Raw genomic sequence first — 15,745 nt, forward strand, 5'->3', positions numbered from 1 at the left:
GTTCAAAGACTTGTCATCGTTCGATTTCGAACGTTCGCCTTGCTGATTGCTGCAGGCGTGGCGTTTGGCTAGGCGCCGAATATCGCACTGATCGTCGTCGACGATATGGGGTGGCCCGAGTTGTCGGCCCGTATGGACCCTGACAACCCGCTCTCGGCGAGCGACTACCACCAGACACCCCACATCGATCAGATGGCCTCCGATGGGGTGGTGTTTACGAACGGCTACACCAGCGGCCCGATCCGCTCGCCCGGCCGCGCGGGCATCATGACGGGACAAAACCCCGCGCAGGTCAACGTGACGTACCTGCGCCAGGCGGCGTTTACGTCTCACAGCAACTTCAAGAATTACTTCACTGGCAGACCGCTGGTAGCGCCTCAGCCATCGAATACGTTGCCGAACGAAACAACGATCGCCCAAGTGGTGAAGCAAGCGAACTCGCAGTACCAGACCGGCTTTTTTGGCAAATACGACTGGTGGCCTCGGGCGGATCAGACAGGCTTCGATGAGCACAGCATTCTATATTTCCAGGACTTTAATCCCGAAGATCCTGGCAAAGTCAACGCGATTACCGACGACTCGATCGCCTTTATCGAAGACAAGGCGGCCGCCGGCCAGCCTTTTTTCATTACTGTCGCCCATGAAGTCGTGAAGCTGAACAAGGCTACCACCGAATCGCTCGAGGCCTGGGAAGGCACGACCCCAGGCGAGCGTCATTACGACACCACTTACGCGGCGACCCACACCGACCTCGACAATTCGGTGGGCGCCATCATGGACAAACTCGCCGAGCTCGAGATCGACGACAACACGTACGTGATCTTCACCTCCGATCACGGCGCCGGGACGGGAGTCCCAGGCACCGTGACCGCCAACCTGCCGCTGTACGGCGGCAAAGGCTCTCTTTACGAAGGGGGCATCCGGGTGCCCTTTATCGTGAAGGGGCCCAACGTGGCTTCGGGCGTCTACAGCGACGCGCCGGTCATTGGCACGGACATCTTCGCCACGGCATACGCGATGGCTGGCGGCGTGGAGCCGCTCGGCAACAAGATCGAAGGGGCCAACCTCCTTGGCGTTCTCGCGACGGGCTCCCTTCCCTCCAACGAAAAGATCTCCCGTTCGAACGCCGAGAACGGTGAGCTGTTTTTTCATTATCCTAACTATGGCACCACTCTCGACGCAGGCCCAGCCACGCCCGCCTCGGCCGTTATCGATGACGGCTACAAACTCATAAGTATTTATGGCGAGAATGGTGAGGACAATTCGTTCCGCCTCTTCAATCTTTCGGAAACATTGGAGGAGAACTTCGAATCCGGATCGCCGCTCAACCTCGCGTCAGCGATGCCGCAGAAAGTGGCCGAACTCGACCAAAAACTCACCGTCTGGCTCGAATCGCAAGACGCCTCACTGCCTTACGACGTGCGTGATCCGGTCTCGATCGAGTGGAGCGCCGAGCACCGCATGACCGAGCCGACGACCGTGGGGGTGACGGCCGATAAAGACGCCTGGCGATCGGTGACGAACGTCGACTCACGCGAACGCGAATCGTGGTTGTGGACCGTATCGAGTTCGCCGCGGCAGGAAGCGACCAACGCCTTCCAGCAAGGTTTGCCGGATGTCGCCGCTGTGTTCGACGATCAAACCCGCGCCTTCCGCCGGTACTTCCACGCTGGCGACGACGACGGCGGCAGGGTGATCGACAGCGACCACTCTGCGACTTTCGAGATGTGGGTCCGTGTCGATGAATTGACCGGCGAGCAGGTCTTGTTCGAGGCGGGCACTGACGGCCAAGGCCTGTCGATCACGCTCGGCGACGCGGACAACGACGGGCAAGGCGACGACCTCCGCTTCCGCATACTCTCGGACGTGGGTGAGGCGCTCACGAGCACTGTGGAGCTCGATCGCTTCGCCAACCCGACCCGTGACTTTGTCCACATCGTGGGCGTGGTCGACGACACGAGCGACCGCGGGATCGAGCTGTTCGTCAACGGCGTCTCGCGCGGCTACGTGGCGGCGGGCGGAGCCTCGCCGCTCGATTGGGACACCTACGATTACGCGGGCCTTGGGGGTGAGAGTCACACCAATTCGTTGGGCGCCTCCGGAGGCGCGGGGGACCTCCCTTTCTCGGGGGGGAACCTGAAGGGTCAGATTGCGTCGTTCAGCTTCCACAATTTCGATCTCTCCGCCGAGCAGGTGCTCGCGAGTTACAGCTCGGCGCTCGACCCGGTGCACCAAGGCGTTGCGAGCGTGTCGGGCGACGCCAGGCGTTTGCTCAGCCGCCCCGCCTCGCTAGCCTCAGGCGACGCCGAGACCGGCGATCAGCTGTGGGTCATCGAGGAACGCGCCGACACGCTCGACGAGAGCCTCGCCGTCGACCGACTGGCCGACTCCGGCGCCGCCGGCCTGCTCGCCGCCGGAACGGCCTACACCAGCTACCTCCTCCACTTCGATCCGCTCGGCTCCTCGGCTCCGGACGAAACGGTGTTCGGTTCGGTCACCTTCGTGGGCGACATCCTCGGCGTGATTTTCAACAGCGACTCGCTCGCCACGACCGACACGATCGTTGGCTCGGCGGGGTTGTTTGAGGAGGGCGATCGCTCTCTCAACTTGTTCGGTCAAGACGGTTTCGGCATCGGCACGGATGGTAAAACGCTGTCGTTCTTGCTCTCGGCTGGGGGCGATGATCTCGTCCAACTCCGGGTGATCACAACCGCCACCTTGTCGGGAGACTTCAACGGCGACGGCGCCGTCGACGCGGCCGACTTCACTGTGTGGCGTGACGGCCTGGGTGTGGATTTTTCCGAATCCGACTACGATGTTTGGGTCAACAACTTCGGACGCACGCTCGCCTCCCAGGCGCCCGCCAGTTTGCAAGTTCCTGAGCCGTCGGCTATTGCCACGGTGGCCGTAGCCCTGCTCGCGTTACGTGGCCGGCGTTCTCGCGTATCGCTCGGCCGTGTGGCTTGATACGCTTAAAGCCCCCCGCCGCCGCGTGGCCGCGTAGATTAGCGCGCAAGGGCTTCACGAGTCCTTGGCTCGAGCGGGTGGGTGAAAGATCGGCGTTCCCTCGATCGATCAAGGACGCCCTTGGAATGAGCAATCACACCCTCGAGCACTCTCACACGCCTTCGGCGATCGCCGAACGGATCGCCGAGGGGCACTCGCCCGACTACCTGCGCGACTTTATCTACGGCGCCATCGACGGCGCGGTCACGACCTTTGCCGTGGTCTCCGGGGTCGCCGGCGCGGGGCTCTCGCCCGGCATCGTCGTGGTGCTCGGCGTCGCGAACCTTGTGGCCGATGGCTTCAGCATGGCGGCCAGCAACTTCCTAGGCGTGCGCGCCGACGAGCAGCTTCGTCAGAAGGCCCGCCGCATGGAGCAGCGGCACATCGAACGCCACCCCGAGGGCGAACGCGAAGAGGTGCGGCAGATCTACGCCGGCAAGGGCTTCGAGGGCGATGACCTGGAGCGCGTTGTCGAGGTCATCACCGACGACCGCGAACGCTGGGTCGACACGATGCTGACCGAGGAGTTCGGCATGCCGCTCACCGGGCCCTCGCCCGCTAAGGCCGCGACGACGACCTTCATCGCATTTATCGTGATCGGCTTTCTTCCCGTGGCGCCGTTCGTGCTTGAGGCGGTTTCGGGCGCTGCCATCGTTCACCCCTACGCCTGGAGCACGTCGCTCACGGCCGCCGCGTTCTTTGCCGTTGGCGCCGCCAAGAGCCGGTTTGTCGACCAAGGCTGGCTGACGGCTGGCCTCGAAACCCTGGCGGTGGGAGGCGCAGCCGCCGCGCTCGCCTACGTGGCGGGCGTGTTGCTCGGTGGCTTGGTCGCCTAAGCGCCGGAACCGCCTTCGCCGCAAGGTTTCGCCGTCCCAAGCCCCTGCGTAGGCGATGGCTAGGTTTCTCCCCGCCCCATTTTCTTGCCCTGTGTGCTCTCTCCGCGTTAGACTAGAAGCCGAACTCGTCATCGACTGCGACCGAGTCGCCCCCCTATTTCACCACACGTAGAGTTCTCTATGGCGTTGCGCCGTGTGCCGTTCACCCGATGTCTCTTTGCGGCGGCCGCATTGCTGGCGGTCTCCACCGCCGCCCCGCTCATGCAAGCCGAGACCTTGCGCTACGCCATCGATCCGGGCGGTCGGATGACCTACTTCCCGTCTCCGTTCACGCCAATCGACGGCTGCCAGCCCAATTCGGCGGAGTGTGAGTTCGGCGTTAGCGGCAGCTTCTCGGTCGATTACGACAGCACGACCGATTCGGCCGTGCTGCTCGATCTCGATCTGATGCTGACAGGCAACGACGCGGTGCAGATCGCCCCGCCCGTGGCAACCCTCACGTCGAAGCTCGCCGTCGAAGCCTATCTCGCTTCTAGGCAGTTCGATGACCTTCCGACAGCAGGGCCGTTCGACACCTACACCGACCAGAGCCACCCGGCGCTGGTGCTGACCAGCTTCAACAACGGCGTCTCGCTGGCGGGCGGCTACGACACCCGTGCTATGGACGGCGACGGCGTGGTGTTCATCCTCACAGCCTCGGTGATCCCCGAGCCGGCGTCGCTCGCGTTGACGGCGCCCCTGGCTCTGCTGCTGTTGCGCCGCCGTCGCGGGCTCCAAGGCTGCTAGAGCTAAGCAATCGGCCTGATCGGCTCTGCGGCATCCGCCACACAGCACTCTTGCGCTGGCAAGTTCTTCGTGTGCTACGACTCCATAGCTCGGCTCTGTCCTGCCACTGTGCTGCCTCTGTGCCGGTTACCACTGCTTGGTAGAGTCAGTACAGCGTTCTCTCGTTAGATCCGAGAGCGGATACGCACCTAACGGCATACTGTACATTATTCCAGTTTTTTACTTGCAACCCACCGATACTGAACATACGATCACACGCGTTCGGACCCCTTCACTCCTGCCCTCGGAGCCGACCGCGATGCTCGCCAAACTGCACACTTACAGCCTGCTGGGAATCGACGCCGCTCGGGTGGTGGCCGAGGTCGACGTGTCGCCCGGGGCGATCCCCAAGACGATCCTCGTCGGGCTCCCCGAGGCGGCCGTGCGCGAAAGCACCCACCGCATCGAGCGGGCGATCGTCAACAGCGGCTTCGTGCGGCCGCACGACAGGGTGGTGATCAACCTGGCGCCGGCGGAACTGCCCAAGCAGGCCGCCAGCTTCGACCTGCCGATCGCCCTCGGTGTGTTGGCAGGCAGCGGGCAAGCGTCCAGCGACCGGCTCAGCGACTACGGTGTGGTGGGCGAGCTCGCGCTCGACGGCGCCATGCGACCGGTGAAGGGGGCGTTGTCGATGGCGATGGCGGCCGCCGACCAGCCGGGCGTGCGAGGCCTGCTGGTCCCCTCGGCCAACGCCCGCGAGGCGGCCGTCGTGGGAGGCCTTGAGGTGATCCCGATCGACAGCCTGAGCCAAGCGGTGGCGTTCCTCAGCGGCCAAGTCGACATCGAACCGGCGCCCTGCCGGGTGGAGCAGATCTTTGACGAGCAGTCGATCGGCGAGCTCGACTTTGCCGACGTCCGTGGCCAAGAGATGGCCAAGCGCGCCATGACCATCGCCGCGGCCGGCGCCCATAACATGCTGATGGTCGGCCCTCCCGGCAGCGGCAAAACAATGCTCGCCAAGCGGGCGCCGACGATCCTCCCAGGCCTGTCGGCCGACGAGTCGATCGAGACCACCCGCATCTACAGCGCGGTCGGCCGCTTGGACGCCGGCAAGGCATTGCTCACGGTTCGGCCTTTCCGGGCGCCTCACCACACGATCTCGAACGCCGGTTTGGTGGGGGGCGGATCGACCCCCTCGCCGGGCGAGATCAGCCTGGCGCACCACGGCGTGCTGTTTCTCGACGAGCTGCCCGAGTTCAACCGGCAGACGCTCGAGGTGCTCCGCCAGCCGCTGGAGGAGGGCGCCGTCACGATCAGCCGTGCGCTGGCGAGCACCACGTTTCCCGCCGACTTTATGCTGATCGCCTCGCTCAATCCCTGCCCGTGCGGCTACCGCAACGACCCCCGCCGCGAGTGCCACTGCAACCCGATGCAGGTCGAGCGGTACATGAGCCGCTTGAGCGGGCCGCTGCTCGACCGCATCGACTTGCACATCGAGGCGCCGGCCGTCGATTTCCAAGAGCTGCGTTCCGCGCGGCAAGGGACAACCAGCGCTCAGATGCGTGAGCGGGTCGTGTCTGCCCGCGCCCACCAGGCTGAGCGCTTCGCCGCTTCCCCAACACGCGTGAACGCCCACATGTCCAGCCGCGAGGTCCGCGAGCACTGCGATCTCGACCAGATGAGCGCCGGGCTGCTCAAGACCAGCGTCGAGCAACTCGGCCTTTCGGCTCGCGCCCACGACAAGATTTTGCGTGTGGCGAGAACGATCGCCGACCTCGAGAACGCCCGGCGGATCGCCCCTGACCATGTGAGCGAAGCGCTCAACTACCGCATGCTGGACCGCAAATTGTTGGCTTGAATACAGGGAGAACCGTCAGGAGATGATCGGCTCGTCGGCGATCGCTTCGGGCAGGCCCTCGTCGGTCGAATCCGAGGCTTCGGCCGCCGTTTCTCCGGCGAAGAGACGCCAGAAGAGAAACGCCGCCATGCCGCTGACGCCCAGCGGGATCAGCCAGTAGCTCCGCCAATCGTAGGGCGCGGGTGAAACGCCTTGCGGGGTAAGCAGCCATTGCTGGGCCCCCCCGGCGAGCATCGCCCCGCTGAAGTGCCCCACGCCTTGGGTCATCAGCATCAGCGCCCCCTGGGCCGACGCCCGCGACTCGGGCGCGGTGAGACGGTCAACATAGAGCTGAGCCGTGATGTACACAAAGGCGAACGCCACGCCGTGCACCGTGAGGCCGACGTAAACCATCCAGGCGCGGTCGCCGGCGTCGCCCATGGCGAAGAGCCCGAAGCGCACAACCCAAGCCAGCACCCCTATCAAGTAAAGCCGCTTCACGCCCAGCCGCAGCAGGAGCCACGGCATCGCTACCAGGCATACCATCTCGACCACTTGGCCGATGGTCATTTTGCCCGCGGCGCCCTCGAACCCAAGGTTGTTCAGGTAAAGATTGATGTAGGTGTTGTAGAACTGCGACGGCATGCACGCTAGCACCGTGATCGCGATAAAAACCATCAGCGAGCGATTGCCCCACAGTTCGTCGCCCCCCAGCAGGGCGCGCAAGCCTGCAAGCCTGCGCACGCCCGGGCGGTGGGCGCCGAGCAAGCCGCCCCAGCGCCCGTTGGTCGGTTGCTTGGGGTCCGGCCGCTCAGCGTCTGGTTGATCAGGGGCGAGCTGATCAGAACCGAGCGGGCTGTTCGGGCGTCGCGGCAGCGGTGGCGTGGCGGGCAGCGTGAGGCAGTAGACGGCATAGACCGATTGGATCGCGACGCCGAAATAGAACGGCTGGAGCCCCGCCTCGATCGATTGGCCAAACAGCCGCGGCGCGACGAACCCGATGAACAGCCCGGCAGCGACCCAACCGCCCGTGCCGAGCGAGCGTTGCAGCGGGAACTCGTTGCGCGGCAGGTGGCGGAACGTCAGGGCGACGGTGAGCGAAGCCGTGGGGGCGTAAGCCTGGAAAAAGAGCAGGAGCCAAATGAGAAACGTGGTCTGCGATTCGCTGTGGAGCATATTCCACAGGAAAAACGCGCCGGCGGCGTGCAGCGCGGCGAGCATCTTTTCGATCGAGAAGTAGCGGTCGGCCACCACGCCGAGCACCAGCGGAGCGATCAGGGCCCCGAGGGCGGCGGTCGAGGTGGCGACTCCCACGAACGACCCGCCGAACAGGCCGGCGCCCGAGTCGCCCGTGTTGGCGCCGATGTACGTGCCGAGCGTCGGTGTCCAGATCCCCAGACTCATGTTCTGGAAGATCATCATGACGGCGATGCGCAGCCGCACAGGATTGCTGGTCGCTAGCGGCGCGCTGGGGGGGCGTGCGATCGCCATCTTGGCACGGGTGGCAGTTGGGGAGGGTGGGGCCCGCAGCGGGTGGGGGCGGGCCGCAACGGCCCGCTAGAAAATGGGCCCACAAAAAAACCCCCGCTCAGGAGCGGAGGTTCATTCGTGATTCGCTGCGATCCGCCAAGCGTGCGGGCAAACCGTCATGCGAGGTGGGTCAAGTGGAGGATAGCGGGCTCGAACCGCTGACCTTCTGGCTGCCAGCCAGACGCTCTCCCAACTGAGCTAATCCCCCGTGGGATTCAGGCGCCACGCTCGTGCGGGCCTGATTGGCCGTCGTCACTGAGCCGCTGTAGGAGCCCACTGCGGGCGGGCGTGTGACGAACGAACGCTTAGGAATATCAGCCCACGCGGCGTGTGTCAACGGGACCCCCGCCAGGGGCCGCCATCCGATTCGGGGCGTCCCCCCAACGCCCCGCCGCCCCGACAGGTTATGTTGGAGTGCTCTAGAGTCTTGCCAGAAAGCCCCAACCACGCCGCCTATGTCCGCCCCCGCCGCCAAAACATCCAGAAAAGGGGCGGCGGCCGCATTGGTAAAAGTCGCGAAACTCTTGTGCGGGCTGACGCTGCTCGGCGTGCTGGCCTGGCAGGCGCAAGCACACGACTCGTTCGCTCGGCTGGTCCGTGAGCCGAAGCGGTGGGATTTTCTCCTCGGCGCCGTGGCGATCACCGCCGCGGCGATGCTGGTCAGCTTCCAGCGGTGGCGTTTGGTAGCGCGGGCCGCCGGGGTCGAGATGAGTGTGCTCGAGGCGTTGCGGCTCGGTTCGCTCGGCTTTGCGATGAATTTCATCGCCCTGGGCAGCGTGGGGGGCGACGTGTTCAAGGCGGCGTTTCTCGCCAAGCGCCAGCCGGGCAAGGGGCCCGCTGCCGTGGCGAGCGTGTTGCTCGATCGGGCCCTGGGGCTCTTCACCATGCTCGCCTACGCCAGCGTCGCGGCAGCGGCGGCGGGCTGCCTCTCTTACCAAAGCGGCATGCCCGAAGCCGCCGTCGGGGTCGGTCGCGGCGCCGCGATCGGGTTGGCGATTGGCGCGGTGGGCGTGGCGATCGCTTTGCTGACTCCCACGCGGTGGATCGCCCGCGTGGCCGCCGCTACCGAACTCCGGCTGGGGGCCAGCGCGGCCAACCTGCTGAGGACCTGGCTGGAGTGCCGGTCGCGCGGCGCCACGATGGCGGCCGCGTTGGCGATGAACCTCTTCGGCCAGGCGCTGCTGATTTTAGGTTTCTACTGCGTCGCCCGCGGCTTGCCGCTCGCCGTGCCAGGCTTGCTCGAGCACTTTGTGATCGCCCCCCTTGGGCTGATCGCCGCGGCGCTGCCGATCTCGCCCAACGGGCTCGGCACGACCGAGGCGGCGGTCGAGCTGCTTTATCGGGCCCTGGGCGACGGGGCGACCGGCTCCGAGACGGTGGGCGCCACGAGCGGCGTGGTCGCGGGCAACGGCGCGTTGGTGGCCTTCGGCCATCGCTTGACACTGATGCTGCTCGGCGGCCTGGCCGGCCTGTATTACTTCACGGCGCCCGCCGCGCGGGTGGCGATGGCGACCGAATCGGCCGAGTGAGACACCTGCGCCGACGCTGCGATTTTTTTACCGAGCGGGTATGCTCAAGCATCCGTCACCCGGCCAAAAATCGATTCCCCCCATCCACCCGCCGTTCTCCTCGCTCTTCCGTCCCTTTTTGGTGCAGCCCATGTCGCGTGAAGCCCAACAACTCGCTCGGTTGGTGCAGTCGCTCTTGCGACGCAGCGGCAAAAAAGGAGGGTTGCCGCTCCGTTGGGTTGTCGCATTGTGCGTCCTGGCCCTCGGCTACGTGCTGTTGCGGCCAACGCTCGAGCGGTCGCTCGGCGTTTCGCTGCCGAGCATCGTGGGCGAGGCTCCCGAGTTTGACGCCCCTACGGATGACAGGCGGTCGGATGATAGGCGGTCTGGCGACAGGCGGCCGGGCGACGACAGGTCAACGGGAGAGTCGTCGGAGGCGGGATCGGTCTTTTCCGCCTCGCCCGATGAACTAGCCGATCTGGCGGGCATCTTCTCGGACGAAGGTCGCGGCGTGTTCGAATCGCCGGCCGGGCTGCGCTACACACGCGGCAGCGCCCACGGGCACCGGCTCCAACACGTCATGGCGCACGCGCGCGACGACCCGCAGCGTCCCGGTCAGCACGGTGTGTTCGCCAGCGACGACCCGGCCGCCGTTTTTGGGCTGATCGACGAGGCATACGAATTGGCCCTCACGGGCGAGCGGACCGAAAACCAGCAAGAAGGCCCCCGCACAACTTACACGGTCGACATGAACCGCAGGATTGGTTCGATCGGCGGCCAATCGGGTGGCCGCCGCAACCACCCGGCCGCCCGTCACCTGAGGCTCGTGGTGCAAGGCGACCGTCTAATCACCGCTTACCCAGTGACGCCCTGACTATTCAGCGCCGCTTACCGGTCAACTCCACCAGAGCGATATGAGCGTTCCAAGCGATGAGATGCTGTATGTGGGCTTCTGCCGTGTTTGCGGCACGGGGCCGCTGGGGCTGCGTTTGTGCGGCGGCTGCGGCGCGTTGGTGATCCTCTGCGACGAGTGCGACGCGGTCTGGACCACGGCCGACACGTCGGCCCCGCCCGCCTTCAGCGACGAGCCGGAGCTGCCCTGCCCCCATTGCGAGGCGTCGCTCGTCGACGCCCCGTCGAGGTGGGCCACGCGCGAGGAGGTCGCCTCCTGCGACTGGCTCGCCAGCGCGATCGACGCGGGCGAGCTCTCGCTCGAGAGCGGCAAGCCGTTCGAGCCCAATGCGGACGAAGAGATCGACGGGTGAGGCCGCTCAGCTGACGAGCTCGCCCCCCTCGGCGCGGAGCTTCTGCAGGTGCGGCTTGTCGAGCACCTTGAACGGGTCGACCAGGCCGCGCCAGTCTTCGCCACGCTGCTCGATGCGGGCCTCGCTCAGCGGCCCGAGCCGACGACGCGCCAGCGCCAGGTAGTTGATCCGCTCGGGGGCGAGCCCCATGATCCGCGCCACGGTGGCGTCGAGCGCCGCGGGGTTGGCGCCCACCGCCACGAGGCCCATGTGCTTGCGGCTGCCGAGGATCGGGCCGTCGCCCTCCATGCAGTCGACGCCGTCCACCACGCCGATCACGCGCGGCAGCGTGGCGTTGATGTCGGCCACCGTTTGGGGGATGCCGTTGTGGTGCAAAACGTTCTTGGGCCAACCGTATTTGATGCCGGGGATGACGCCGTACAGGTTCTTCATGGAGCAGGTCATGCCGACCCAGTGGTGGGTCTTCATCTTCGGCATCGAGACGACGAGGTCGGCCTCGAGCACGCTCTCGGGCAAGTAGAGCCCTGGCAGCTTGCTGAAGCGGCCGCGGTTGCGTCGCCAGCCGACCCGCTCGTAGTTGAGGTCGCGGAACACGAGGCCGGCGTCGGCGAGCGCCTCGCCGACTCCCGACTCGATCAGCGCCGTCTCGGTGTCGCGCACGTGCCCGGGGCCCTCGCCCACCGTGACCTTGGCGCCCCAGCCGCGGAAGACCTCGGCCGTGGCGACAATCATCGCGGGGTGGGTGGTCATGTGCGGTATCAAACGTGACGGCTCAACCAGGTTCGGCTTGAGCAGCACCCGCTTGCCGGCGAGTGAATCGGGACGCACGCCGACGGCCATCAGGCCGTCGCGGATCGTCGTCTCGAGGCCGCGGTCGTAGCGTTGACCGCTGGCGACGAACACCGGCTCTGCGCCAACGCCCAGCATGCGGAGCGCGGGTCCCGCCACCAGGCCGGCGGCGGCCAGGCCGCCGACTTTCATTGCGGTGCGTCGCGAAACGCAGGGGGCGTTGGGCTTTGCTTGCTGGCTCATCATTGGCTCCCTGCGCCGACGGTCGCCAGCGGCGGGGCCGCGGGGTCGGTCGCCTGCCAAGCGAGGGCGTGCAGGGCCAGCTTTTGCAGCCCGGCGTTCTGGACTCGCGATTGCGCCTTGCTGAGAGCGTCTCTCACGGCGCGTGTGTCGAGACCGTTTGCGGTCAGTCCGAGCGCAACGAACGAGAGCGACATCACGCCCATCGGCTCGGTCGCCAACGCGGACAACGCCTCGAGGGTTCGCTCGAACCGTGGGTCCTCGACCTGCTCATCGGCCAGGGCCCAGGCGGCGATGCCGGTCGGCTGGGCGTGGCGAAGCAGTTCTTGGCCTAGGACGATCGTGTTCCCGTAGTTGCAACCGCCCGCGGGGAGCAGGCGATCGATCAGCAACGCCACCGCCTCGCGCGTGCGGTCGTGTCCGGCGAGGCCCGCCGCCTTGAGCGCCAAGACGAAGTAGGCAGTCGGCTCGAGCCACGAATGGGTGTCGGCGGCCCACGACCAGCCGGTGAGAGTCATGTCGTGGCCGACGTTCTCGTTCGGCTCGCCGGTCCAGCCACGGTCTGCCAAGGCCCACTCCACGGCGCGGCGTGTGGCGTCCTGGTAACGGGGCTCGGGCGAGTGGCGGTCGATCTCGCACCAGGCGAGGATCGCCAACGCCGTGGGCCAACGCGGCTCGGGCTGGTCGGCCATGACGCCGACCGAGCCGTCCGCGGCTTGCCTTGCGGCGAGCCAGTCGCCCGCCAAGCGGGCCCGGAGGTCCTGTCCGGCGCGGGCCAAGGCTAAAGCCGACCAAGCGGTGGGTTCGCTCGCCGCCTCGCCGCCGGTGTGGTAACCCCCCACCGGGGCGTGGGCCACGAGATCGATCGGTGTTCCTAGATCTAGCATCAAGCCACACAGAGCGAAGGAAAGTGTACTCAGTACTTTATACCTCGCGATTGCGCTTCGTCCCCGTAGAGAGTGGCGGGCGCGTGACTTGAGCGATTCCGAGAATTATTTTGCCTGCCGATTTGACTCCGGCCGTGGGTGACATAGTTTTCAAGTACCAGCCGGGTGCGACACGATGACGCGTCGCCCCCCGCTCTTGTCCCTCCCACTTTTCCTGCCTGACAAGCGACGCTTCCGCCCCTGTTTCACGGTGAAACGGCGAAGACGTTGCTCCCACCAATCCAAAGAGCCCGACCGCGTTTTCGTTCACGAGAAAGGCAAACCAGTCGCAAGGCTGGGACGCAAAGCTCCGGGTCAGTGTCGGTAACACGTCGCTGATGGCCGAGCTGCCGAATGGAAGCTGGGGCGAGTCCTGCCACGCAGGCCGAGCCCGGAATGGATGCGACCTCTTTCCCGAGGCGACTTCGCAAAAGCGTTAAATAACCGATTCCTGAGCAGTATTTGGCGGGCTCACCCCGAGCCGAAAGGCAGGGGGTTACCGCAAAGGGATCTACCACCGGGGGCGATCATTGAAAGCCCCCGTCACAAGCAGGGCGCCGACCCGTCGGGCCGGTCCCCATACCTGGAGATGTACCACTATGAAGAAGTTCGCGAAGAAGGTTCAACAGTTCCTGGTCTCCGAAGACGGCCCCACGGCTGTCGAGTACGCGGTGATGCTGGCGCTCATTGTGATCGTCTGTCTCACGGCGATCCGGTCGATCGGCACCAACGCCTCGGCTACGTTTACTGACGTCGCCGGACAGTTGGGATCGGCCAGCTGATACGTATCTCGACGCCGGTGTGGTCAGGCCCCTGCTTGTCCATGTCGAAACACTGCACCCCGGTCGGCGCTTCGGCGCCGGGCGGGGTGTTTTATGCGCGGTCGGGTTGGCCGGGGCGGCTTGGGCCGGTCGCGAGGGTCGCGCCGGTTGGGCGCCCCGCGATGGCGGATGTTGGCGTCAGACCGCACTGCGTGATCCGCCCGCGACCGGTTTCGCGTCCTAGCCTTGTGCGAGAACAAATCGAGCCGCCGCCGTGGCGGCCCGCCGAACACGGGCGAACGCCTGAAAACACCACCGAATCTGGATGATCCGATGCTCGACCCCGCCTACCTGCTCGATTCCGTCGTGGCCAACTGGCCGATCTGGTTCGTCACGATCACGCTCGTCGTGGCCGCGGTGATCGATGGGCTGCAATTGAAAGTGCCCAACTGGATCACCTTCCCGATGATCGTCAGCGGCTGGGTCTACTGCACGACCCTGGGTCCCTACGCCGGCTGGGAAGGGCTGCTTTACAGCCTCGTCGGCACGGCCGTGGGCCTGTTGCTGCTGCTGCCCGCCTACGCGATCGGCGGCATGGGCGCCGGCGACGTGAAGCTGATGGCCGGCATCGGCGCCTGGGTCGGCGTGACGGTCACCGTCTGGTCGTTCGCCTTCACCGCCGTGATCGGCGGCTTGATCGCCCTCGGCATGGTCTTCTTCAAGAAGCGTTGGGACAAGCACCACGGACAGTTCTGGCACATCTGGAACGAGATCCTCACCGTCAAAGACCCCGAAAAGCTCGCTGCTATCGCCAAGGAGCGCAAGCCCACGATGATGCTGCTGCCGTACGGGATCCCGATCGCCATCGGCACGATCGCCTACTTCGCCTGGGCCGACATGCTGCTCGCCTGAGCGGCGACACGGGGACCGGGCGTCGCGGGGCGACTTTGTCGGGCTCGCGGAACGAATCGTTCAGTCCGCTTGGTTTGTCTGGACCGGATGCGCCGGTCTTGCCGAAGTAAACGACGGGCTGCGGAACCAAGTGAGGGCTAGCGTCGATTGCACGCACCCACGCCACCTCGGAGCGGTCCCTACCAGGGGGAGACTCGATGAAACCCAAAACTCTCATGTTGCTGGCGCTGGCGCTCGGCTGTGGCCTGGTGGCCTCGATCGGCATCAGCCAGGTGATGGAAGCCAATTCCAAACGCCCGGCCGCTCAGCTCGAGACCACGCCGATCTTTGTCGCTCTGCACAATATCAACCTCGGCGACCCGATCGAGGCGAGTATGGTGTCGCTGCAGGAGTGGCCCAAGGACCGCATCCCGCCCGGCTCGGTGACGCTGCTCGAAAACCTCGAGGGACGCCGCCCGCGCACGGTGATCGTGGCCGGCATGCCGATCCTCGACGCCCAGCTGCTAGCCCAGGGCGAGTTTGCCGACCCGATCGTCAACATCCCCGATGGCTACCGCCTGTCGACCATTTCGGTCAACGCCGAGAAGAGCGCCGCCGGTCTGCTGAGCCCGGGCGACCGGGTCGACATCCAGCTGTACGTTTCCGCGAACCAGCGGAACGGCATCGCGGAGACGATGACCCGGCTGATCCTGCAGAACATCCGCGTGTTCGCCGTCGAGCAGGCCGTGCAACGCACGGCCGAGGGCGCCGAATCGAAGAACATCCCCAAGACGGTCTCGTTGCTGGTGACCCCGGAGCAGGCGAGCAAGCTCGACTTGGCCCAAAACCTGGGCGAGCTGAGCCTGATCCCGCGCAACCCGAACGACGAGGGCGCCTCGAAGATCATCGAGATCACGGCCGCCGACCTGCTCGGCACCGGCTCCTCGAAGAACACCCGTAAGAAAGAGCAGAACCGCGACGCGGCCCCCGGCATCGACAAGAAGGGCGGCTTCCTGTCGTCGATGGTCGGATTGATCCGGAAAGCGGCCGACGACCGGCCGCCGTTCTCCATGGAAGTCGTCGAGGCCGACACGGTCCGTGAGGTGCTGTTCGATCCGATCACTGGCCGCGCGATCCGCAGCGATGAAGACGACCAATCCCCGAGACTCGATCGGATGCCGACGCAGCCGTCGTCGTTCGACGCGCCCGGGACTTCGGGCGCAGACACGATCAAGACCCAAGGCCAAGAGATCGATTTTCCGATCGATTTTGGCGACGCCGGCTGAACGCGTCGCCCGCGGTCAACAAGAGCCCAAGCAGACATTCCCACTATTGCCGCGGCGGTGAAGGATCACCTGCCGACGAGCCGTGCAGCCGCCCCAACGCGGCGC

13 protein-coding genes, 1 tRNA gene and 1 riboswitch are annotated in these 15,745 nt (G+C 65.8%); of the genes, 10 read left to right on the top strand and 4 right to left on the bottom strand.

Annotated features, from left to right (window positions below; translation table 11 throughout):
* The first annotated feature begins 87 nt into the window (after positions 1-87).
* From Mal64_RS05175 to Mal64_RS05190, 4 genes are all read left to right on the top strand, one after another.
* Entirely contained in the window at positions 88-2,967 is a 2,880-nt protein-coding gene (locus Mal64_RS05175) for a sulfatase-like hydrolase/transferase (RefSeq protein WP_261342184.1), read from the top strand.
* Positions 2,968-3,092: 125 nt separating this feature from the next.
* Positions 3,093-3,842: a VIT1/CCC1 transporter family protein gene (locus tag Mal64_RS05180; RefSeq protein WP_146397716.1), complete on the top strand. Its 750-nt coding sequence runs from the start codon at positions 3,093-3,095 to the stop codon at positions 3,840-3,842.
* 180 nt (positions 3,843-4,022) lie between these two features.
* Positions 4,023-4,628: a hypothetical protein gene (locus Mal64_RS05185; protein WP_146397718.1), complete on the top strand. Its 606-nt coding sequence runs from the start codon at positions 4,023-4,025 to the stop codon at positions 4,626-4,628.
* 298 nt (positions 4,629-4,926) lie between these two features.
* Complete coding sequence (locus tag Mal64_RS05190; RefSeq protein ID WP_146397720.1) at positions 4,927-6,465, top strand: YifB family Mg chelatase-like AAA ATPase; 1,539 nt, start codon at positions 4,927-4,929, stop codon at positions 6,463-6,465.
* Between the two features lie 15 nt (positions 6,466-6,480).
* Here Mal64_RS05190 and Mal64_RS05195 read toward each other — a convergent pair whose 3' ends face one another.
* Both Mal64_RS05195 and Mal64_RS05200 read right to left on the bottom strand, forming a co-directional pair.
* Positions 6,481-7,935 (bottom strand): MFS transporter, encoded by a 1,455-nt coding sequence (locus Mal64_RS05195; protein WP_146397722.1) that lies wholly within the window; start codon positions 7,933-7,935, stop codon positions 6,481-6,483.
* 174 nt (positions 7,936-8,109) lie between these two features.
* Positions 8,110-8,182, bottom strand: a tRNA-Ala gene (locus Mal64_RS05200).
* Between the two features lie 247 nt (positions 8,183-8,429).
* On the opposite strand from Mal64_RS05200, the gene Mal64_RS05205 reads away from it, so the two are divergent.
* From Mal64_RS05205 to Mal64_RS05215, 3 genes are all read left to right on the top strand, one after another.
* Positions 8,430-9,503 carry a lysylphosphatidylglycerol synthase transmembrane domain-containing protein gene (locus Mal64_RS05205; RefSeq protein ID WP_146397724.1) on the top strand — a complete coding sequence of 358 codons (1,074 nt, stop codon included), beginning with the start codon at positions 8,430-8,432 and terminating at the stop codon, positions 9,501-9,503.
* 130 nt (positions 9,504-9,633) lie between these two features.
* Positions 9,634-10,356 carry a hypothetical protein gene (locus Mal64_RS05210; protein WP_146397726.1) on the top strand — a complete coding sequence of 241 codons (723 nt, stop codon included), beginning with the start codon at positions 9,634-9,636 and terminating at the stop codon, positions 10,354-10,356.
* Between the two features lie 40 nt (positions 10,357-10,396).
* Entirely contained in the window at positions 10,397-10,747 is a 351-nt protein-coding gene (locus tag Mal64_RS05215) for a hypothetical protein (RefSeq protein ID WP_146397728.1), read from the top strand.
* Positions 10,748-10,753: 6 nt separating this feature from the next.
* On the opposite strand, the gene Mal64_RS05220 is transcribed toward Mal64_RS05215, so the two are convergent.
* On the bottom strand, positions 10,754-11,779 hold the full coding sequence (locus Mal64_RS05220) for a DUF362 domain-containing protein (RefSeq protein ID WP_231993586.1): 1,026 nt from the start codon (positions 11,777-11,779) through the stop codon (positions 10,754-10,756).
* Positions 11,779-12,633, bottom strand: coding sequence for a hypothetical protein (locus tag Mal64_RS05225; protein ID WP_146397732.1), 855 nt, complete (start codon positions 12,631-12,633; stop codon positions 11,779-11,781). Before Mal64_RS05225 ends, Mal64_RS05220 begins: the two co-directional genes overlap by 1 nt.
* Before the next feature lie 336 nt (positions 12,634-12,969).
* A riboswitch (cyclic di-GMP riboswitch) is annotated at positions 12,970-13,057 on the top strand.
* Between the two features lie 244 nt (positions 13,058-13,301).
* Between Mal64_RS05225 and Mal64_RS05230 the strand changes: the two genes are divergently transcribed.
* The 3 genes from Mal64_RS05230 (at position 13,302) to cpaB (ending at position 15,640) form a co-directional block, all read left to right on the top strand.
* Positions 13,302-13,484: a Flp family type IVb pilin gene (locus tag Mal64_RS05230; protein WP_146397734.1), complete on the top strand. Its 183-nt coding sequence runs from the start codon at positions 13,302-13,304 to the stop codon at positions 13,482-13,484.
* A 312-nt stretch (positions 13,485-13,796) separates the two neighbouring features.
* The gene (locus Mal64_RS05235) at positions 13,797-14,375 is read left to right on the top strand and encodes an A24 family peptidase (RefSeq protein ID WP_146397736.1); all 579 of its coding nucleotides are present in this window, start codon (positions 13,797-13,799) and stop codon (positions 14,373-14,375) included.
* A gap of 197 nt (positions 14,376-14,572) precedes the next feature.
* Positions 14,573-15,640 (top strand): Flp pilus assembly protein CpaB, encoded by a 1,068-nt coding sequence (gene cpaB / locus Mal64_RS05240; RefSeq protein WP_146397738.1) that lies wholly within the window; start codon positions 14,573-14,575, stop codon positions 15,638-15,640.
* Positions 15,641-15,745: the final 105 nt, after the last annotated feature.

Source organism: Pseudobythopirellula maris, assembly GCF_007859945.1.
GTDB lineage: Bacteria > Planctomycetota > Planctomycetia > Pirellulales > Lacipirellulaceae > Pseudobythopirellula > Pseudobythopirellula maris.